This window comes from Clostridium sp. KNHs216, from assembly GCF_006714885.1.
GTDB lineage: Bacteria > Bacillota > Clostridia > Oscillospirales > Acutalibacteraceae > Caproiciproducens.
The window spans coordinates 1,026,993-1,048,975 of record NZ_VFMF01000001.1; the positions used below are offsets into that span (position 1 = coordinate 1,026,993).

Below are 21,983 nucleotides of genomic sequence, written 5' to 3' on the forward strand. Positions count from 1 at the left end.
AAGCCTTCATGACTTTGTTAACATTATTATTTTAATATAAAATATGGAAAAAGTCAATTACAGCATTTCCAGTTGATTCTGTGACAAGATTGTGTTCCTCCCCCGCCCTTCGGCGGGGGAGGAACGTGTTTTATCTCGCAAACTGAAATGGAATTGCAATATGCATCAGTCTAAAGAGGCATCGGCTCAAAGTAAACAGGAGCCGATGCCTCGCAATAAGACTAATTCTATTGTAATGAATACGGCAGGGAAATCCTTATCCCACCGCAGCAACAAAAATTCTTGTACCGTTTACATAAATTCCGGCTGCCGAACCCGCCGCACCGGCGGAGGTGATTTTGTAGAGATAATCATTGCCGGATTTGCCGGCATAAGCAAGGCTGAAGACCGGAGACCCGACGGTAACGGACGGAGCCGCTGCCGAGGTAATCCTGAAGGTATAGGAACCATGCACGGTCAAATCCATCGTCGTATCGCTCGTGAAAGGAGTCCCCTTTACGGTAGCTACAAAAATTCTAGTACCGTTTACATAGATTCCGGCTGCTGAGCCCGCCGCACCGGCGGAGGTAATCTTATACAAATAATCATTGCCGGATTTGGAAACATAGGAGAGCTGGAACGAGGGAGAACCAACCGTAACGGTCGGAGCTACCGCTGAGGTAATCTTAAAGGTGTAAGAACCATTCACGGATACATCCATTGTGGTATCACTTGTGAAAGCAATCCCTTTTACCGTCGCGACAAAGATTTTATTCCCGTTCAGGTAGATGCCTGTCGCGGAGCCGACGGAGCCGACTGCGGAAAGCCTGTAGAGGTATTCATTGCCGTTCTGGGAAACCGGCGCCACTGTGAATACGCCGCTTGTACCGGCTGTAACAGAAGGTGTGGCCGAAGCGGTCACTTTCATGATATAGCTGGAACCCTTCTCGACCGAGAGGGCGGCGTTTGTGTCGGAAACCGCGGTCGGAACAGCAACGGCGGTAATATCGCATTTGGCCGTACCATAGTCATCCATCTCATAACCGTCCGCGTCATACAGGACCGCGGTCAGAGTCGTTTTATTTTCCGACGAGAAAACCGGATCGATACTGTTTACCGTTACGGTTGCGGAAGCGTCGGAGGAAGTGAGCTCAAAGACGTCGCTGCTGCCCCCATCAAGCTCCCAGACCACTCTGGCCCCGGCGGGAAGGGAGGTGCCGGCCGGATAGGCCGCTGCAGTGAATGTCTCGGAATAGCCCTTGGCAATGCTGGAAGAGTCCTTATTGATTGCAATGCCTGCAAAAGAAAGGGATGCGACTTTAAAAGTATCGATTGCCGTACCCGTCGTTTTCTCGAGTGTGAATCCAAAGGTATTGAAATCATCCACATCGACGGCATCCGAAGCGGCCTTAAAGACGGTGGTGCCCGCCGCAAAGGTCTTGTCGGTCAGCTTCAGGGTGACATTATAGACACTGCCGGTTACATACAGGTTTCCGGCAGCAATCCTCATGGTGCCGTCCCCTTCAATCGTATCCGCCGTGACCATACCGTCAAACGTCAGGACGGTATCGGAATCCAGGGAAATGGTGTCAACCGTAACGGAGCCGCTGACGGTTGCGCTTGTGTCCTCGTTCTGGGTATAGAGCATTCCGTTTTTCGCGTTGGAGGGAGCGGGGATTTTTCCGGTGAAGGCTTCTCTGTCGTCGCCGACATACACCGTTGTCTCGCGGAAATCGAGGTCGATGGCATTCACGTTGGTGTTGTCCCCGGACAATGTGATGGAACCGTCCGCGCCCGATTGAACGCCTGCACAGGTGATTTTGGATTCCTTAGAGTACATCAAGATATCCTGTGCGGTAATCTTACCCGTAACAACCGGAGTATCCGAATCATTCGCACTGACGGTAACCGTACCGTCGGCATGGATGGTTCCGGTTGTTCCCGCGTTTACGGTCACGTTGCTGTCCGAATCCAGAGTTTCCTCCGTAACGTCGATATTTCCAACTTTACCGCCGCTTACAAGAACTGCGTCTCCGTCGGTCGTGAACGGTGCCCCGCTCGTTTTGACGTCGCCGACGGTGCCGTCCGTAACCTCAACGGTACCGCTTTTTATATCGACGGAACCGACTTTCCCGCCGCCGATCTGGAGATCTCCGACATAGCCGGAAATTTTCTTAACATTGGTGCTCTCCCCGACACTCACGCGTGTGGTGCCCTGCGGGAATACTACTTCGCTGTCTGTAACATTGCTTGTCCCGGGATTTGCGTCGCCGGTCAGCATTGTTTTTCCGTCCGTTCTCTTAATGGTAAAAACCTTGCTGCCGGGCAATAAGGTCGCCGCATCGGTTTTCTTTTCAATCTTTGTTTTCAGGGTGTAAGAGTCGCCGGAGCTGCTGGATGCCTTGTAGGTGGAACCGTCTGAAACCAGCTTCTTCACCGTGATGCTTACGTTCGTGGTATTGGCATCCTGTGTGTACAGGTGCGTTTCAGCAGACAAATTTTTTCCTACGACAGCAACCGGGGACTGGGTGAATGCCGAAGTCGTATCTGCGACCGAAACATGCACGTCGCTGCCCGTCATGCTGAAGCTGTAGGCGTTTTTATCCGTGATGCCGGCAGTTGCCGTGGTTAAGTCGGCAGCCTCATAAACAGCCAGCGCGGAGTCGGAGCCTGGTTTCGCTTTATAAATACCCAAAGCTTTTGTATAGTTGGCGGTCTGAGCAAAGGTTTCGAAATCAGAGAAACCGGTGCCGGGCTCTTTGGCTGAGAAGCCTGAGTCGTATTCGCCGAAGACGATCTGATCCTTGTCATAGACATATACGGTAAGGTTGCTCCTTGCTTTCACCGTGTAATCATTTCCGTCTTCGTCGGTGTAGCCGCCCTCATAAAGAACGGAAATCACTTCTTTGCCGGAAACCGAACTGCTCTTCAGCTTGAGAGTCGCCGTGTCGGTGGAACTGTCCACCTTTAACGAAACAAGGCTGTCGCCGGAAACATGGGCGATGGCGCTGATCTTCTCGTCGCTGACCGACTGATGGTCCGCGGTTTCAAAGCGGAAATCGCTGCCGCTGTCCAGCAGAAAATCCGTGAGGTCTGCGGTATTTGCCGTACCGCCGTTGACAAGATAAATTGCGTCCTGATTGGTACCGCTGATTACGCCGGTCAATGACTTTGCAGCCGCCGTGGCAGCGACGGTCGCAAAGCTGCTGATAACCAGCGCAGATGAAAGTACGAGAGAAAGCACCTTAGCTGTAAATTTTTTCATTCTGTGAATCCTCCTGATCGAGTGATGTTCTTGCGAATTCAGTGGTGAAAGTGCGGTGGTGATTTTTCGGCAGCAGGCTTCATGCCGTGTCCGTGTTCCATGTGTCAGCCGATTCGCCGTATGGAAGTCTTCATCGTTTCTGCTGACTTGAAGGGGAGGAAGAGGAACGGCGGCTGACCTTTGAGCCGTTTGAACTGCTGGAGTGACTTTGTGCCTGAGAGGACGTTTCCCCCTTTTGGCTGGAAGCAGTGTCTTCTTTTTCCGGGTCATCGGATGAATCGGAGACATTGTCTTTGCCGGCTTCACCCGAGGAAACCAAGGAACTCTCATCAGCCTGTTGATTGCCGTCAACGGCTGTACCGGATGAATTCGGTGTATCTTCGCCGTCCGTTTCATCGGGGGCGCTGCTGTTATCCGTCGGAACAGAGCTGTCCTTTGTATCGTTCCCGTCTGTATCCGCCGAATTTTTCAGTTCGTGGATCTTTTTCATGATATCCGTTACTTTGGCATTCTTGTATTCGCTGACCGTAACGGAAGGATCGAGCGCCTGCAGCTTTCGTATCAAGCTCAGCTTGCCCGGAGTAATGGCCAGTTTTTTGGCTTCATCCCGCTTTTCCAGGGGAATGTGGTCCTTGCTGATTGTTGCGGTCTTCCCTTCTGATTTTATTGCCGTTTCTGCGCCCTGTGCCGCGGCGTCTTCCAGTTCGATCGCGTCCGAGGTATCGTCGGTTTCAGAGGTCACGGAAATTACCGTTGAGCCGTCCTGTGCGACAAAGCCTTTCTGCGCGGCCGACTTAACCAAAGTATGGACAGCGCTTTTGACATCTGCGTCCATGATGTTTTGCCCGTTCAGAATCGCTGTGCCTTCGCTGTTATAAGCGGTCGCGGACACAATCCTTCCGAATCCATTGACGCCCAGCTCAACGCTGGGGTTTATGTCAAGGCTTAAATAGGAAGCGGGAGTTTTATAGTAGGAAACCGCGGCAACAGACATTACGCACACAAAAACGACGGTACAGGCCGCTATAAGGGCTCTTTGCCTCATGGAGCGCCTGTGCCTGCTCTGCGCCGCAGCGGGTGTCGTGCTTAAACTGGCAATGAGGGAATCCCTTGTTTTCCTTTTCAGATCTTCTTTGGCACGGATATGGTTCATAGCGGCCCTAAAAATAGTTTCCATCATCAAAACCTCTCAATTTGTTCTTTAAAATTGCTTTCGCTCTTCGCAGATGTGTGTGAATTGTATTTTGATTTCTTCCAAGAATCACTGCAATTTCAGGAACCGAATAGTCCTCGAAATAAAAGAGATAAATTACATTCCTGTATTTCTGTGGAAGCGACAACACTTCACGCAGCACACCCTCTTCGGATTTATCCTCTATGGGAATCTCTAAGTCGTCGATGGAACAAGTATTTTTACGGAAAAAGCTTTTGTGGAAATCCTTGCATTCATTTATGGTAACTCTGCAGAGCCATGCCTTTTCATGCGCGTCGTTTTCAAACGGTTTTTTATTTTGCAGCAGCTTTAAAAAGACATTTTGAAAGATGTCCTCCACATCCGCTTCATTTTTCAGATACATAAAGCATATTCTTCGAACCATATCGGAATATTTGTCGAGAGCTTCTGTTACAACATCGTTGGTACCGGACGATGTTTTTTCCATCTCTTTTCCTCCCTTCACCCATAGATACGATTGACGATGGCAAATACTTTCAAAATTCGGTAAAGTTTATGCGGTTTGCGTTCCAGTATATAGCACCCCCAGCGGAACAGCCTTCCATCCCAAACGTCCTGTTCTGCTAAAAAAGGGGAAGAAATGTTCAGAAACACATCTTCCCCAATTGGTATTCTAAATCTCTGGAGGCCCGTAAAAGACCGATTTCAATGTGCAAAGATAGCTCCAGCAGTCTGAACGCGCAGCCTTTCGACTGATCATTTGCGCGACATCAGCAAGCGGAGCATTTTTCAATACCATTTTACCGTCAATTTCAGCTCGGGGTCAACTCCAATATTTACCACCCTGCAAACTGTCTCTTACAGCAATTCCATTTCAGTTTGCGATACAAAACACGTTCCTCCCCACCAAAGGCGGGGAGGAACGCAGCCTTGCTGCAGAATCAACTGGAAATGCCGTAGTAATTCTCGGCGGTGTTTACGCCCTGCATTATTTTGATACGCTGATTCCAAAAATCCACGCTTCCTGAGTGAAGATAGAAGCGAGTGGTTTTCCGGATACAACAAAAGCACCTCCGAAGAGGTACCGGGCTGATCTGATGATTTCCGTCGACTGATTTACAAAGCGACTGTTTTTTGTTTGATTTTTTCAAATTGATCGACCGCCTGAGGATCCGCCTTAAAATAATCAATCAAAGACTGCAGATTTTCGACAGTGGACGGGCTCAGCGAATGCTCGATCAGCTCCGTCTCTTCCAAAGCATTGGGGCTTCCGATCAGCTGCAGGAATTCCTCAATGATCATATGCCGGTTCAACAGAGCCGCGCCGGTTTTTTCCCCCATTTCCGTCAGCTGAATAATTTCATATCGGTCATATCGGATATACCCCATGTCAGCCAGTTTAAAAATCATTTTGGAAGCGGACGACGGTTTTACGTGAAGCAGCTCTGAGACCTTCCCGACCCTTGAATAGCCGCCGCTGCTGCATGCGCGGTAGATCATTTCCAAATAGTCCTCCATGGAGGAGGTCAGCATTCCTTCCCGCTGGTTGAGTATTTGATATCCGCGCGCAGTCCGAAATTCGCGATTCTCCGATTTTTTCATAAGGGCACCCTTCCTTTTATTGAAAGCTGGACCTTGTCTGTAAATGTGCATGCAGGCCCAGCCCGCCGTATTCCTGGCATTTGGGGCGGAATCTGGCCGAAGAACTTACAAACAATGCCTACGATAATATATTCAAAATTGCTCCCGCATAAGAACTAATTTTAGAGGAAGGAAAAATTATTCGGCAGGGCTAATTTTTTTGTCCGAATACAATTTTGTAGCACTTTCAGTGAAAGAACCATATATTAGCCTAGTGCAAGAAATTAAAGGGTCTCTATCAATCCGTCACACGGTTTAAAAATAGTTTTCGGGAGGTCATTGCTATGAGTGAAAAAGGAATACCGCTGAATGAACTGCCCATGGGGGTCAGAGGCAGCGTGACATCTTTAAATGCCAACGGCACGGTCCGCAGAAGGATGCTTGATCTGGGTGTGATCGACGGAACGGAAATCGAGCCGCTTTACCAGAGCCCGTCCGGAAATCCGACCGCTTACCGGATTCGCGGAGCAGTGATTGCGCTGCGGTCCGATGTTTCCGACAAGATTCTGGTTACTGCGTAAGGTAGAACCGGTGGGACCGAAAGAAGGCATATCTCCTGTTGATATGCGCTCTCTGGCCCCACCCTATTTCTCTGCACAAATAAATTCTATTTTAGAATATAGGAGGGAAAGTTATGGGGCTCACGGGAGAATCCACGGGCGCCGGGGTTTTATGCGGCTGCAGCGGGGCTTTCCAAATTGAGAGGGAAACCGCGGACGATAAAGTGGTCGCACTGGCCGGAAATCCCAACGTGGGAAAAAGCACGGTATTCAACAGCCTGACCGGAATGAATCAGCATACGGGCAACTGGCCCGGAAAGACAGTGGCCAACGCACAGGGAAAATACAGACATCAGGGGACTAATTTTGTCCTCGTCGATATTCCGGGGACCTATTCTCTGATGGCAAACTCGGAAGAAGAGGAAATCGCGCGTGATTTCATATGCTTTGGAAATCCGGACGCCGTCGTCGTCGTTGCGGACGCCACGTGTCTGGAACGCAATCTGAATCTGGTTTTACAAATCATGGAAATATCCAAGCGGGTCGTGCTTTGCGTCAACCTGCTGGACGAGGCGAAAAAAAAGAAAATCAAAATCAATCTGGAAGCGCTCTCCCAAAAGCTGGGCATCCCTGTCGTGGGAACAAGCGCCCGAAACGGAAAAGGGCTAAATCACCTGATGGATGCGGTTGCCGGTTTGACGCGGGAGGAAAGCGAAACGCGTCCGCTTTCCATTACTTACGGGGACGAAATCGAACAGGCGGCGGCAATGCTTCAGCCCGTTCTGGAAAGCGCGCTGGGCAGCAGGCTGAACAGCCGCTGGGTCGCGCTCAAGCTGCTGGACGGCGATGAAAGCCTGCTGCAGTCCATGAGAAATTTCCTCGGAACAGACGTCTTATCGGAAAAAGAGATTTCAGACCGGCTGAAAGAAGCAAAAGAGTTTCTGGAAGGCACGGGGATTTCGAACGATTCTTTCCGCGACCGGATCGTTACCGGGATTGTAGAGCTGTGTGAAGCAATCGGCAGCGAAACAATTGTTTATGAAAAGGCGGAATACGCACAGCGGGACCAGAAGATCGATAAGATCCTGACCTCAAAGGCAACCGGCATTCCCATTATGATTTTATTGCTGCTCGGTATTTTCTGGATCACCATTACCGGCGCAAACGTGCCGTCCGGCCTGATTGCGGACGGATTGTTCTGGGTGGAGGACCGGCTGATGGAATTTTTCCAGTGGATATCCGCACCCGAATGGGTAACAGGGCTGCTGGTTCAGGGAGTATACCGGACCCTGGCCTGGGTCGTTTCCGTCATGCTTCCGCCGATGGCGATCTTTTTCCCTTTGTTTACTCTGCTGGAAGACCTGGGATACCTGCCCAGAGTCGCCTTTAACCTCGACAACTTCTTTCGCAAATCCTGCGCGCACGGCAAGCAGAGCCTGACAATGTGCATGGGCTTCGGCTGCAACGCCTGCGGCGTGATCGGCTGCCGCATCATCGACTCTCCCCGGGAACGGCTCATCGCCATCCTGACCAATAACTTTGTTCCCTGCAACGGAAGGTTTCCCACCCTGATCGCCGTCATCACCATGTTTTTTGCATCGGCGGTGGCAGGCCCCTTCCAGTCCGCCGTTTCCGCGCTTACCCTGACCGCCGTCATTGTTTTCGGGGTTTTCCTGACCATGCTGATCTCCAAGCTTCTTTCCATGACGATTCTAAAAGGGATGCCGTCTTCGTTTAATCTGGAGCTTCCCCCCTACCGCCGCCCGCAGATCGGCCGGGTAATCGTCCGCTCCATCTTCGACCGGACGCTGTTCGTCCTGCGCCGCGCCGTCGTCGTAGCCGCCCCCGCGGGTCTTGTGATCTGGCTGCTCGCCAACATTCAGGTCGGCGGTATCAGCCTTCTCGCGCAATGCGCGGGGTTTCTGGACCCGTTTGCCCGAACGCTGGGGCTGGACGGCTATATCCTGATGGCGTTCATTCTGGGATTTCCTGCAAATGAGATCGTCATTCCTATCATCATTATGAGCTATATGGCGGTGGGAAGCCTGACCGATTTTGAAAGCCTTACACAGCTTCATTCGCTTTTTGTCAGTCACGGATGGACCTGGCTGACCGCTGTCTGCGTCATGCTCTTCTCCCTTCTGCACTGGCCCTGCGGCACTACCTGTCTTACGATTAAAAAAGAAACACAGAGTTTGAAATGGACACTGCTGTCGTTTGTGATCCCGACAGCAACGGGTATTGTGGTCTGTTTCCTCGTCGCCAATACGGTAAGGCTTTTCGGGTTGGTATGACGGAAAGGAATATAACAAAAGCACCTCCGAAGAGGTGCTGAATAATGTTTCCGTTCCGGCGGGGTTGTCAGATTTTCTGCTGATTTACCGCCTGCTCCAACTGCAGCAGCGCTTTTTGCAGGGTCGCCCTCGGGCAGGCGATATTGACCCGCTCAAAGCCTTTCCCCTCCGGCCCGAAAATGGAACCTCTGTCCAGCCACAGCTTTGCCCGATTCACAATCAGATCTTCAAGCTGCCTGTCATCCAGACCGAGTTTTCGGAAATCGAGCCATACCAGATAAGTCCCCTCCGGCTCGATCATTTCGATCTGCGGCAGTTTTTCAGATAAAAAGCTCCTGATAAACGCGAGATTTTCAGCAAGGTATTGTTTGAGCTCCTCAAGCCACGGCCTTCCGTTTTCATAGGCCGCCTGGCAGGCGACAAGGCCCATTGTGTTTAGCTGGGAATAACCTGACCTGTTGATCTCAAGCTGAAATTTTTTTCTGATCTCCCCGTTGGCGATCAAAATATTGGATACCTGCAGGCCCGCCAGGTTGAAGCTCTTGCTTGGCGCCGTGCAGGTGATGGTTCTCTCCAGATACTCCGGTTTCAGACTTGCAAAAACAGAATGACGGTGTCCCTCAAAAACAAAATCCGCATGGATTTCATCGGATACAATATAGACCCCGTGTTTTACACAAATATCGCCTAAGCGAATCAGCTCTTCCTTTGTCCACACGCGGCCGACCGGATTGTGAGGATTGCAAAGAATAAAAATTTTCACCTTGTTACGAACGATTTCTTCTTCAAAATCCTCGAAATCGATCCCGTATTTCCCGTCGCGATAAACGAGCGGGTTATTCACCAGCTTTCGGCCGTTGTCCAGAATAGACTGGGAAAACGGGTAATACACCGGGCGCTGGATTAGGACAGAGTCCCCTTCCTTCGACAGGGCACGGATGGCCATACAGATTGCGAAAACAACGCCCGGCGTTTTTACAAGCCAGTCGCTCTGAAGCTTCCAGTCGAAATACTGGGCATACCAGCTTTGCAGGGCATCAAAATAGCCCGACTTGCTTTCGGAGTAACCGAAAATTCCATGCCCGGCGGCTTTCTGTAAAGCATCAACAATAAAAGGAGACGTTTTAAAGTCCATGTCGGCTACCCAAAGAGGCAAAACATCCTCCGGTCTTCCGCGCTCGGCGGCAAAATCATATTTGAGGGAATTCGTACCCTTTCTCTCTATTACCTGATCAAACTGACAGTTCATTTCCATTCCTCCTGTGAGAATTCCGGTTTTGATTTTTTTACGTTCCAACTCACACCATCATTTTTCCTTATTTTTGGCGTTCGGCCGTACTGGCCAAAGGCATTCCTTCAGCGTTCGACATTCCTGAATACTATAGCAAAAAACACAGGGGTTTAAAACCCTGTTTGGAAACAGTACGCTAAAATGATCCCTCTTTCCATCATCCTCTTACAGCATTTCCAGTTGATTCTGCAACAAGTTTGCGTTTCTCCCCCGCCTTTGGCGGGGGAGAAACGCGTTTTGTTCCGCAAACTGGGATGGAATTGCTGTAATTCATAAATAACATACTAATTATATATGTTATATAATATAGGAAGTCGTAAAAAAAGTCAACCATGATTGTTGCACGAATCCGCAGATGTTTTTATTGAAACTTTTATCTCTCATCTGCATACGAACAGAACCCCTTGAAAGGGTATTGCGAAAAATCCCCTTAAGGTAAGGTCCGAACTGCGGCAGGAGGATTTCAAAGCTCTTCCGTCTTTTTATTTGTTGTTCTCACTGTAAACCCTGAGGGCTTCCCCTATAAATTTTGTCGCACCCTTCCCATACTTTTTATCATGGACTTTCGTTTGCTTTGTTAGATACAGGTCTGCCATCATGCCCCAGTAGTTTTCGCCCATGTCCATCTTGAGAATTTTATAGTGTTCCCTGACCATATCATCCATTTCCTTTACGATTTTCTGAACATCCGCAGAAGAAGGGTCTCTATTTATATCAGATGTCAGACGTTCCATTAACTGATTTGTTTGAGCCAAATAAACATCGGCATTCTCTTTTATTGTCTGAAACCCTTCCATAATGGACGGCAGATGATCAAGATTGTTTTTCATCGCTTCGGTGTATTTTTCAATACTGCCAAACTCCTTGATAGCCATCTTTGCAATCTCAAGTTCCTTTGTTTTCATGTCCCGGATATTCTTATCAAATTCCTCCACACTGCCATAATACTTAACAACTTCATCCGCATGTTCCTGCTTAAAGGTTTCCAGTGTATTAAAATATTCGCCCATATCAAACTCTTTAAAGCTCATTGTGCTGCCGCCTTTCAATTTCTTTTCAATCAGTGCAATCAGTTCGTTCAGCCGGTCCCGTTTCAGCATCAGCAGTTCTTTCTGCTCGTGGAGCGCCCGTACCTTGTCGTACCGCGGACTTTCCAATATTTCTTTCATGCTTTTCAGCGGAATGTCCAACTCTTTGAAAAAAAGGATTTGCTGTAAAGTTTCCAAGGCTTCGTTGTCGTATAATCTGTAGCCCGCTTCTGTTGTTGTACAAGGTTTTAACAAGCCAATTTTATCGTAATAATGCAGCATACGGACACTGATCCCCGTTAAATCCGAGACCTGTTTAATCGTTTTCATCGTCAAGCTTCACCTCCTGTCCGTCTGGTTTTATATTACACTATGACACGATGTCAGAGTCAATCCTTTTTTTGAATTTTCGTTTGACATTCCCATTAAAGAAAATATTGATACTGAAATCAGAAAAAAAGAGCAATCATATTGCTGGTAGTTATTTCGGAAATACAAAAAGCACCTCCGAAGAGGTGCTGAGCACAGATACGATTATGAATCAGAATGATCCCCAGACTTCTTCGGCGATTTCCCTGATCCATCTGATTTTGGACCACTGTTCCTCTTCGGTGAGGACGTTGCCTTCTTCGGTGGAGGCAAAGCCGCATTGCGGGCTCAGGCACAGGCGGTCGAGAGGCACATAGGCAGCGGCTTCGTGAATGCGGGCGATAACAGCCGCCTTATTTTCCAGCTTGGGGCCTTTTGAAGTAACCAGGCCCAATACCACCAGCTTTTCCCCCGAGACTTTAGCCAGAGGGGCAAAGTCCCCGGAACGGTCGTCGTCAAATTCCAGATAATAGGCACCGACATTTTCGCCGCCGAACAGGATATCCGCTACCGGCGCGTAACCGCCGCTGGTAGCCCAGGTGGAGTGATAGTTTCCACGGCACACGTGCGTATTAACGGTAAGATCGGCGGGCAAATCCGCAATGGCATCGTTATTCAGGCGCAGGTAAAGCTTTTGCAGCGCATCCGGGCTGTATCCGCTGCCGGCCATGCCGCTCCAGAACTTCTCATCGCAGAGCATTCCCCAAGTGCAGTCGTCCAGCTGCAGAACGCGGCAGCCGGCCTCGTACAGGGCAAGAATAAAATCGCGGTATGCGGCGGACAGGTCCCTGTACAGCTCTTCCCGATCCGGATAGACAGCGTCCAGGTACCGCTCGTTTTCCCCGCGGACCAGCTCCGCAAAGCACTGGGCGGGAGCGGGAATCGTCTGCTTGATAAGAGCCCGATCGCCAACGATATCCCGTAAAAACCGGTAGTGGGCAATAAAAGGATGCTGGGAAAAGCGGATTTTCCCACTGACTCTGGCGGAATCCGCCCGCGTTTCTTCCCCGTGGAAAAAATATCCATGCTCCAATACCACATGGTCGATTCCATCCAGCCCCCACATAAAGTCCAGATGCCAATAACTGCGGCGAAATTCCCCATCCGTCACACAATGGAGCCCGGCCTCAATCTGCTTTTCCACGAGCGTGCGGATGCAGTCGTCCTCAACAGCGGAAAGCTGCTGCTTTGATAATGTACCGTCGGTGAAAGATGCTCTGGCTTCCTTTAAAGCTTGCGGGCGCAAAAAGCTGCCGACAATATCATATCGAAACGGCGCGGTCGTACGTGCGGTAAACTGTGTACTCATCATTTTTGTCTCCTTATCACATTGGATTTTAATTAATAATACACAAAATACCCGGTGATGTGTTAATTGATAATTTCAATTCTTTGTAATAGGCAAAAGCTATCACTGCTTATAAGAAGCAATATAATCCCGCAGCAGGGCGATATACCGTTCACTGATCGCTCCAAGCGGGTAGCCTTCTTCACAGAGATAGCCGATCTCCATCGTCTCCCCGCTCTCCAACGGAATGGACACGATCTCGTTCCCGTTGAGGTCGCTGCTGAGAATGCCGGAAGAAATGGTGTACCCGTCCAGCCCGATCAGGAGATTGAACAGCGTCGCCCGGTCCGTCACCACAATGTTTTTCGGGCTGAGTTCCACGCTGTGCAGTTCTTCGGAAAAATAAAAAGAGTTGTTGCCCTGTTCGTAGCTTAACCGCGGGTATGGCTCCAGATCATTCAGGGTAACGGACGCTCTTCCGACCAGCGGATTTTTTCTGCTGACAAAAACATGGGGGCTCGCCGTAAACAGCGGAACAAAGCGCAGCTCGTTGTTCCGGATCATCCGCAGGATCACTTTCCTGTTGAAATTGCTCAGATAGAGGATGCCGAGCTCGCTCCTGCGGGTGCGCACGTCTTCAATAATGTCATAGGTGCGCGATTCCCGGAGGGAAAACTCATACCTGGTTTTTCCGTATTCCCGGACCAGAGCCACAAACGCATTGACCACAAAGGCGTAATGCTGGGCGGAAATGGCAAACATTCTGCGCACAGGCGCTCCGTGTTTATACTGCTGTTCCAGAAGCTCAGCCTGCTGCACCACCTGACGGGCATAGGATAAGAATTTTGTTCCCTCCTCCGTCAGCAGAACCCCTCGGTTACTGCGGAAAAATAGGAAGACACCCATCTCTTTTTCCAGTTCTGCAATCGCTTTGGAAAGGCTGGGCTGCGTAACAAAAAGCAGCTTCGCGGCCGTGTGAAAGGACCCTGTCTGCGCGATTGTAATCACATATCGAAGCTGTTGTAATGTCATTTCATCACCTTGACCGGATTTTCAAATTTTTGACGGCTGGCCGATGGAAAGCTGCTCCAGCCTGCCGCCGTCTTTTTCTCCATTATACCGATGTTTTCCCCTTCCTTCAACCAATATCCAAAAAACCGGCAAATAAACGCAAAAAGAGAAGGAGGCAATGTGAAAGCGGGACGGTTTTCCTGCCGCGTTTTACGGCACAGAAAACACAAACACTTCACATTGCCTGTTAAAGGAATCAATAAAGGATGTCAGCGGAAGGTCTGCTCCGTACGGCTGATGATATCGTCCTGAACCTCTTTTGCCAGCACCACAAAGTGCGCGCTGTAACCGGCGACACGCACCACCAGATCCCTGTAATCGTCGGGATTTTTCTGGGCTGCCAGCAGGGTCTCCCTGTCTACGACATTGAACTGGATGTGCTGGCCTTTATGGTCAAAATAGCTTCTGACAACGGAGGCGAAATTCTTTAGTCCCGTATCCCCTGCAATGGCGGAGGGCAGGAATTTCATATTGTAAAGGCTTCCGTTGGAAACGAGCGTATGGTCCAGCTTGGCAACGGAATTCGCCGCCGCCGTGGGGCCTTTGACATCTTTGCCCGGTCTGGGGGAACAGCCGTCCGCCAGGGGCTGCTTTGCGAGTCTGCCGTCCGGCATAGCGCCGACGTCCTTTCCGAACAGGACGTTTGCCGACACCGGATAAATCCCCGGCTGGAAGATTCCGCCGCGCGGATTCCGGTACTTTTCAACCTCTTTGCAGTAGAGCAGCGCGCACTTGCGAGCGATCATATCGATCTCGTCAATGTCATTTCCATAACACGGCGTGCTGTCCATCAGCCTGCGGATATACTCGTAATCCCCTGCGGGCGGAGCTTGGATTTCCGCCATTACCCGGTCTCTGAGAGAGGCCAGATCAATTCCGCAGTGGCATCCCGCCAGCTTTGCAAGAGCCTGGTACATTCTTCTGTCAATTTCCTCCTCCGTCAAAGAGGAGGCGGGTCGCACGCCGCCGTCGCCATAGCCGAAGTTCGCGTCCATTGCTTCCTTCAGACGGGAGAGCGTAATGTTTTTATCCTCAAAAACATTTTTCTGTATCGCATAAACGGAGTCGCCGCAGTCGGCAACGCCGAATGCCTGCGGACCGGTAAAGTTGTAGACGGCTCCGCCCTCCTGCAGCGATTTGCCTCTGGCAATACAATCATCCACCAAAGCGGAAAGGAACGGCAACGGACATCTTTCCGTATGTGCGACATCCACGCAGTTGTCCGCCTCCGCCACATAATAGACAAAATACTCAATCTGTTTCTTAAACGCCGCGAACAGGTCGTCGGTGGATTTCCATTCGGTCGGATCCCCCGTGACGGGCCCGAGCTGCTTTCCGCCGGCTTTTCCGTTATTGAGGGTGATTTCCAGTATTTTGGCGACATTGACGAAAGCAGCGTCATGCCAGCCGTCCGTCTTATGGGGACACTGCGGCTCCACGCAGCCGATTAAGGCATAATTGCGGGCGTCCTCCAGAGAAACGCCCCTGTTTTCCAGTGCCGGAATGATGACCTCATCATTATACATGGCCGGCACGCCGAGTCCGAGACGGGCAAGCTCGCACGCCCGGTAAAGGAATTCATCCGGAGTCCCCTGCCATACGCGGATTGAGAAGGAAGGCTGCGGCATCTTCACGGCGGCGCAGGCATCCATACAGAGGTAGGACAGTTCGTTGGAAGCGTCCATCCCGCCGGGGGTCTGCCCGCCGACGCAAAGGTTCTGGAACCCGCCGTAACCGGCGAACGCCTGTGCGGAAACCTCGTCGCGGATTTTGCTGACGTCATTGAACTTGACCCACAGGCAGTGGATCAGCTCTTTCGCGAAATCCTCGGTAACCGATTTATCCGCGGCGTAATACGGATACATATACTGGTCGAAGCGCCCGGGGGAAACGGAATGGCCGCTGGACTCGATCTGGATCATCGCCTGAACAAACCAGAACGACTGGCAGGCCTCATAGAAATTGGTCGCACCGTATTCCGGCACCCGCTCACAGTTGCGGGCGATCTGAAGAAGCTCCGTTTTCCTGACGGGGTCGGATTCGGACGCGGCCAGCTCCTTTGCCTTAGCCGCGTACCGGTGGGCGAACGTGATCGCCGCGCAATATGTAATGATCAGAGCATGGTAGAACTGCTGGGTTCTTACATAGTTGGGCTCCAGCTTATCCAGCTTTTCCATCGCGTTGACCGCTTCCGCAAGGATTCCCCGGAAGCCAATCTTCAGCACCTTGCCATAGTCGGCATTCACATGGCCGACTCCGCCGAAAAAGTAGTTTCCGACGGTAAAGACGCCGGACGCCATCGCGTCCTTTGCCTCCTGCGACATATAGGAGGCGGCCAGCTCGTTGACCGTCCTGCCCTTCCAATAGGTAAAAACGTCGTGGAGCTCTTTTTTGGTCTGCCCGGAGATGATGAAAGGATCGGCCAGACGATCGGTCATGGTATCGAATTCCTTTTCCACCCATTCACAGGAAAATTCGGGATAGATTCCCGCCGAACGCGGATTCTTCGTCATGGAACCGACAATCAGCTCGTCGTCACGGATCGTCACGGGCAGCTCGTTGAAAATTTTCTCCACTGCCTTTGCACGCCTCATGATGATAGGGAGTCCCTCTGTTTCCTTATAGGACTCGGTAATCAGAATAGCGCGCTCAGATTCCACACAGGGTTTGGCATGAATAATCATGTCTTTCAGACGCTCTACTCTGGCGGTCGGTTTGGAAAATCCTTTTTCTAACACGTTATTGACCTCCCTTACAAAATGAAACACTTCTTCTGTATACAAGACTACTTGCCATCTATCATTATATAGAATTCTTTACGGAGCGGGGAGCGAAATCCAAACCATTAAGCAATAAATTCCAAACCAGAAAAATGAGTGCATGACAACTTTAGTGAAAAATCCAGACATTATATCCACTTAAAATTTTAACATTTTTATATAAAGCCTTTTCCTGCGGCCATTCATCCTGCAGCCTGAGCTTTCCCACAGCTGACAGGGCAATTAACCCCCCCCTCATTTCTATTGATAAAAAACGAACAGACCGGGTTTCGCCCGATCTGTTCCATCCCTTTATACGCTTAAAAAGGCAGGTCCGCCGTCGGTTTTCCGCCTTCAGCGCCGGCCGCCTGAGATATTTTGACGCCACTGCTCCTTTGTAATGCAGGAAAAGTGCGTTATACGGGTTTCATGCATCAGCGGGCATAGCCTGCCGTGCTCGGTATGATGATAGACAAACCCGCATTTCTCCTGTACCCGCCGGGAGCGGTCGTTGCCCTCATAATAGCCGCACCAGAGAGTTCTCAGCCCGAGGTCCTCGAAACCGTGCCGCATAAGCTCCCGCACGGCTTCGGGGATAAGCCCTCTTCCCCAGAAGGGCACGCCGATCCAATAGCCGATCTCGCCGCTGCCGGTTTCCAGAGTCCACCCATCCTCCTCGGAGGAAATCAGGCCGATACTGCCGACCGGGCGGCTGTCCCCTTTCAGGGCGACGGCGTAGGTTTCCTCTTTAGAAAGAACATCCCTGATAATCTCTCTGCTGTTATCAACGCCGGTATGTACCGGCCAGCCGGCGATCGGCCCTACACGGGGGTCCCGGGCATATTCATACAGTGCCTGCGCGTCCTCCATATGCCACGGCCTTAAAATCAGCCGTTCGGTTTTTAATATTATCTCACCCAATCTGCTTCACTCCTTTTAGAAAAAGCCCGAGCCGGGAAGGAGCTTTCCTCCCGGGTCAGGCTTTATTTAAATAGCTACACTTGAACGGTTACCCGTTTCCGCTCAGCGGAATCGCTCTGCACACGGGATTGCCCGCATGTGCGGAATCATGATGCGGTAGCTAATGCACCCAAAACAGGAATTCACCTCAAAAGCAGGTGGACGGATTTCCGCAGGTCGGGCGCCTGAGCAAGCTTTTTCCAGACGGCGTACCTTTTGGAATCGTCGATATAGGTTTCCCGCATTCTGCCGATAAACCGGTCGAGCTCCTCAAACATCGGCGTATAATCCGTCGTGTCCGGCGGAAGCTCGCATCGGAAGCCGAGAATTTTATTGCAGCAAAGAAAACCGTCCTCTTTTTTCGAGACCGTAATGGGAACCTTGTCGCTGTGATATTTGTCCAGCCTTTTCGCAAGGTTCTCGCTTCCGACCGTCTCAAATTCAGCCGCATATCCGCAGCGGATACACGCGAAAAGCTCCTCAGTCACACGGTTTCTCTGCGTCCTTGTCCCGCAGCGGGGACAGGTGAGGAAAAGGCCGTTCGAGCTCACCTCGACCGGCGGCGGCAGACCTTTGCCGGGCAGCTTGTATTTCAATTTTTGAGCAAGCAGCAGATAATCCCGGACTGAAAAACAAAGCTCCCGGTTCTGTGCGGGAACGGGCATCCGGTCGTTTTTTCCGCCGTTTGCCTCCAGCACCACCTGAGCGCGGTTCTTTGCCGCGATTTCCGCAATCGTATTGGAGAAGTCGGGAGCGCCGCTCTGCTTCAGGCACGCGGAAATCCGTTTTCTTTCCCTGACGCCGCCGCCTTTATCGCAGATCGTATAACTCAATCCCCCGTGAACGCCGCGCGCGATCCCCATGGTCGTGACCGCTTCCCTGGTGATCTGACGGCTGCACTCGATATTGACCATCAGATAATACTGCCGGTCTTTTTTGACCAGCCGGGAGGAATGCAGCAGGCGCGGATTTTTCAACGCTTCCTTCAGGTCGGCGTACTGCTCTTTTCCAAAGGCCAGCGGAACGACGATATATCTTCTCTGTCCGGGCAGATTGCTCATGAAAGGCATTCCGTCCCAGACATATTTCAGGCTGAGCCCGCTTGCGCAATACCCGCCCGGAATACTGTTCGCCCGGTTCATCAGATACAGCTTCGCATAGAACCGGTCCTTAAACTCATCGTAAAGCAGGCAGTAATCGCGGTTCGTTGCGTACCGGCCGAAATAGACGGACCGCAGCTTTCCCGCCTTATCCACCAGCTTAAAGGAGCGGTGCTGAAACCTTTGCGGGCCGATCTCCCCGCTGTCAAACTGCGCAACGCAGTCCGACATTGCGCGGGAATAGCTCTGGGCGTCCAGAAAAGGAAGAGGATACCCGGTTTTGGGATGATTTTTCCTGCGCGCAAGATAGGAGGCGGCGACGGCGGAAAATTCCAGCAGCAGGGAATCCTTAAAAGGCTGTATGTCGAAGCGGTTCAGGCTTTTGGCGGTTTCCCTGTCGATCATTTTCAGGATCAGGTGCTGTGTAATATCGGTCTCCGATTTAGAGAGCTCTATAATTTCATTTCGATAGGTATCCATCAGGAACTGCAAAGCCTGGGAATAGCGCAGAAGGGCCGTATCCATCAAATCCCGTTTCTGTTTTCCGGGCTTATAAAGCTGAAGCATCAGCGTTTTAAAAATCATCATGCCATTTCATCCTCAAAAAGTGCAGTCATCTTACGGCACGCGAAGGCAGTTGATCCGGAAGGCCAGCGCCGACAGATCGCTCGCCGGTTTTCCGGAAGAAAGGGAACTGCCCGCAGCAAGAAGCAGCCGGACGGGGTCTTCGGCCGACATCCGGGAATCGTAGGCATTCGCCATATAGGTTTCTATATTTTTTAAATTCCAGCCGTCCTTCAGCTTTCTGTTCTTTCCGGCGGTCAGCATCCCGTTGCCGACCGCGACGATCATATCCGCTTTCTTCGCCGTTATCCTCCCGCTGCGGATGGTCCTGCCCTGCACGGCCCTTTGGGTCGTCTGCAGTTCAACCGGCCTGCCCCTGCGGAGCAGGATCACGTCGGGCGTTTCAAACTGCTCCACCCGGATCGTTCCGTCGAAAAGCGCGAGGATCAGCGTAAAGGCGATATTCCCCGCCTTCCCCTTTTTCCCGCCGGACGGCTGGGATTCCGCAATCATATCGGCGACCCGGTCAATGGACGCGCCGCTACCGCGCATCGCCACCATCATCTTTGCGGCAAAGGAGGTCAGAAGGCTTGCCCTCGCCCCGCCGTTTCTTCCGTCCGCAAGAATCGCCGCGACGCCGGACTCATCACGTACAATTCTGATCTGATCGTCGCAAAGGCCCTCATGATACTTGGGAACGGAATCACTGTACGTCTCAATGCTGATGTCCATTTTTGTCCTCCGCTCCCGGAACGATATTTTCGGTCAGCTGCAGCAGCGCCACCTTGGTTTCACAGGTTGTTTCCCCGAGAAGGTCAGCGATTTCCTGCACTACCCGCATTTGTTTGTTGACGACCTCCCTGGCAAAGGCGGCGGTTTTCTCCGTCACCTTCCGCTGTTCCTCCAGCACCTGCTCCTGCTGGGTAATATCTTTCAGAAGCACAAAAATCAGCTGGTTATTGCTCACATGAACCACCGTCTGCTCCAGAATCAGCCCGAGTTCCTTGTAATACTGCTTATGGTTCAATATATTTTTTCCGGTTTGAAGGACCTCCTCAAAATCCCTGCTGGGAAGGAGTTCTTCAACGGGAAGCCCGACGCAGTCCTTTCCGAGCTTCAAAAGCTGAGTGGCGGAGGGATTGATCTGCTCGATTTGCAGATGGTCGTTGATGACCAGAATGCCGGTGGGAGTGTGTTCCACGACCGTATTGGACATGCTTTCGGCCAGCTCGCGCATATAAGGGATACACATGTTGATGTTCGCTTTTCCCTGCAGCACCGCGATCGCTTTTTCGCGGCAGGTGTTGTACCCGCAGCAGCCGCAGTTCAGTTCCTTCTCCGGCGAGGTTTTTCCGGTTGAAGCCAGTACGCTGCGGATTTTTTCCTCGTCGATGATTTCCTTTTTTGCCGAGCGGTTCCGGAACCTTTTCGTAAACTGGGACGCAACCCCTTCCGTAAGGGCGGGCGGAGCTTCATTCGCCCGTTTCACATTATCGACCAGCACATTTTTGGCGTTTAAAAAGCTGAGATTCATCAGCTTGAGAATCGGGCCTCCCAGGCATCCCCCGGAACAGGCGTTCAGCTCCAGAAAATAGCCGGAAAGGTTGTCGTGCACGACGGAATCCAGAATTTCAATGCAGCGGTCCACCCCGTCGACGCTCAGGCATTCATAAGTACCCCGCTCTTTCCGATGAAGATTTTTAATAATGCCCCCCGGCGCGGGATAGTAGCGGGGCAAGGTGTTTTTCAGAGTGCGGCTGTTATGGTCGTCCTGCGAAAAATCCACATTTTCTTCGCGAAACCATTTTTCCAGTTCGTCAAACGTCAGGACCGAAAACAACAGATTTCCGTTATCGGGGTCCACGCATTCGTACTTTTTGGAGATGCACGGCCCGATAAAAACGATTTTGGCCCGGATGCCGTAAATCTGTTTGATCATGCGCGCATGCGCAATCAAAGGGGTCACCACCGGGGCAAGCTGATGAATCAGCGACGGATAATTCTTTTCGATCAGCAGATTCACCGACGGGCACGAGGTGGTGATCATATTCTGCATTTTGTGTTCGCGGATCAGCTTTTCATATTCCCGGGTAACCTGTTCGGCGCCGATCGCCGTTTCTTCCACATGGGCAAACCCCAGTTGCTTCAGCGCTGCGGATATTTTCGCGATGCCGGTTTCGGGAAAGGCGGCAATATAGGAAGGCGCCAGGGACACATACAGCTTTTCACCCGCACGGATCGCCTGTTTCACCTTGGAAAGATCGCTGTTGATATATTTCGCGTTCTGCGGACAGATCAGCAGGCAGTTTCCGCAATAAATACATTCGTCGCCAATAATGTGAATCTGCTCGTTCCGGTAGGCAATCGATTTTACCGGACAGTTGCGAATGCACTTATAGCAGTTCTTACAGTTTGATTGATTTAAACCGATAATTTCTTCCATTAAGCATGCTCCAAATAAATAAGAAAATCCAATTTATAATTAACGTTTTTTTATCCTACCACAAAACATTTGAAAAGGCAACGTCAGTGTTGCCCAATTTTATCCTCTGAATTATAAATATGGTTTTTGATTTCGAAGTATTTCCCGCTGAAAAAAAAGATGCGGTATCCCTGAAAAATCCACGGCTGATCGGACTTTTTCGCCTATGGACAAATTGCGCCTGTCGGGGCTCCCGCTTTCGGAAACGGGCCGCGTCC

At 51.0% G+C, this 21,983-nt stretch carries 15 protein-coding genes; 2 read left to right on the forward strand and 13 right to left on the reverse strand.

Features of this window, described 5'->3' with window-relative positions; genetic code table 11:
- Window positions 1–256: 256 nt before the first annotated feature.
- From LY85_RS05065 to LY85_RS05080, 4 genes are all read right to left on the reverse strand, one after another.
- The gene (locus tag LY85_RS05065) at window positions 257–3,244 is read right to left on the reverse strand and encodes a hypothetical protein (RefSeq protein ID WP_141825731.1); all 2,988 of its coding nucleotides are present in this window, start codon (window positions 3,242–3,244) and stop codon (window positions 257–259) included.
- Window positions 3,245–3,374: 130 nt separating this feature from the next.
- On the reverse strand, window positions 3,375–4,424 hold the full coding sequence (locus LY85_RS05070) for a hypothetical protein (RefSeq protein WP_141825732.1): 1,050 nt from the start codon (window positions 4,422–4,424) through the stop codon (window positions 3,375–3,377).
- Complete coding sequence (locus LY85_RS05075; RefSeq protein ID WP_038325018.1) at window positions 4,405–4,905, reverse strand: sigma-70 family RNA polymerase sigma factor; 501 nt, start codon at window positions 4,903–4,905, stop codon at window positions 4,405–4,407. The genes LY85_RS05070 and LY85_RS05075 overlap by 20 nt, the downstream gene beginning before the upstream one ends.
- A 629-nt stretch (window positions 4,906–5,534) precedes the next feature.
- A complete protein-coding gene (locus tag LY85_RS05080; RefSeq protein ID WP_141825733.1) occupies window positions 5,535–6,020 on the reverse strand; it encodes an iron dependent repressor, metal binding and dimerization domain protein in 486 nt (161 codons plus the stop codon).
- Between the two features lie 323 nt (window positions 6,021–6,343).
- On the opposite strand from LY85_RS05080, the gene LY85_RS05085 reads away from it, so the two are divergent.
- Together LY85_RS05085 and feoB are read left to right on the forward strand one after the other, a co-directional pair.
- A complete protein-coding gene (locus LY85_RS05085) occupies window positions 6,344–6,580 on the forward strand; it encodes a FeoA family protein (RefSeq protein ID WP_038325020.1) in 237 nt (78 codons plus the stop codon).
- Window positions 6,581–6,693: 113 nt separating this feature from the next.
- Complete coding sequence (gene feoB, locus LY85_RS05090) at window positions 6,694–8,853, forward strand: ferrous iron transport protein B (protein ID WP_141825734.1); 2,160 nt, start codon at window positions 6,694–6,696, stop codon at window positions 8,851–8,853.
- Window positions 8,854–8,920: 67 nt separating this feature from the next.
- Here feoB and LY85_RS05095 read toward each other — a convergent pair whose 3' ends face one another.
- The 9 genes from LY85_RS05095 to LY85_RS05135 all read right to left on the reverse strand — a co-directional run bounded on the left by LY85_RS05095 (window position 8,921) and on the right by LY85_RS05135 (window position 21,726).
- On the reverse strand, window positions 8,921–10,102 hold the full coding sequence (locus LY85_RS05095) for a MalY/PatB family protein (RefSeq protein ID WP_141825735.1): 1,182 nt from the start codon (window positions 10,100–10,102) through the stop codon (window positions 8,921–8,923).
- Window positions 10,103–10,626: 524 nt separating this feature from the next.
- Window positions 10,627–11,502, reverse strand: a complete 876-nt coding sequence (locus tag LY85_RS05100) for a MerR family transcriptional regulator (RefSeq protein WP_141825736.1) — start codon at window positions 11,500–11,502, stop codon at window positions 10,627–10,629.
- A 211-nt stretch (window positions 11,503–11,713) separates the two neighbouring features.
- Window positions 11,714–12,850, reverse strand: a complete 1,137-nt coding sequence (locus LY85_RS05105) for a 5-methyltetrahydropteroyltriglutamate--homocysteine S-methyltransferase (protein WP_141827978.1) — start codon at window positions 12,848–12,850, stop codon at window positions 11,714–11,716.
- 102 nt (window positions 12,851–12,952) lie between these two features.
- Window positions 12,953–13,861: a LysR family transcriptional regulator gene (locus LY85_RS05110; protein WP_141825737.1), complete on the reverse strand. Its 909-nt coding sequence runs from the start codon at window positions 13,859–13,861 to the stop codon at window positions 12,953–12,955.
- A 248-nt stretch (window positions 13,862–14,109) separates the two neighbouring features.
- The gene (locus tag LY85_RS05115; protein ID WP_141825738.1) at window positions 14,110–16,638 is read right to left on the reverse strand and encodes a glycyl radical protein; all 2,529 of its coding nucleotides are present in this window, start codon (window positions 16,636–16,638) and stop codon (window positions 14,110–14,112) included.
- 375 nt (window positions 16,639–17,013) lie between these two features.
- Window positions 17,014–17,571 (reverse strand): GNAT family N-acetyltransferase, encoded by a 558-nt coding sequence (locus tag LY85_RS05120; protein WP_185741298.1) that lies wholly within the window; start codon window positions 17,569–17,571, stop codon window positions 17,014–17,016.
- A gap of 191 nt (window positions 17,572–17,762) precedes the next feature.
- Window positions 17,763–19,307 carry a zinc ribbon domain-containing protein gene (locus LY85_RS05125; RefSeq protein ID WP_141825739.1) on the reverse strand — a complete coding sequence of 515 codons (1,545 nt, stop codon included), beginning with the start codon at window positions 19,305–19,307 and terminating at the stop codon, window positions 17,763–17,765.
- A 30-nt stretch (window positions 19,308–19,337) separates the two neighbouring features.
- Window positions 19,338–20,015, reverse strand: a complete 678-nt coding sequence (locus tag LY85_RS05130; RefSeq protein WP_141825740.1) for a SpoIIE family protein phosphatase — start codon at window positions 20,013–20,015, stop codon at window positions 19,338–19,340.
- The gene (locus LY85_RS05135; protein WP_141825741.1) at window positions 19,999–21,726 is read right to left on the reverse strand and encodes a [Fe-Fe] hydrogenase large subunit C-terminal domain-containing protein; all 1,728 of its coding nucleotides are present in this window, start codon (window positions 21,724–21,726) and stop codon (window positions 19,999–20,001) included. The genes LY85_RS05130 and LY85_RS05135 overlap by 17 nt, the downstream gene beginning before the upstream one ends.
- Window positions 21,727–21,983 lie beyond the last annotated feature (257 nt).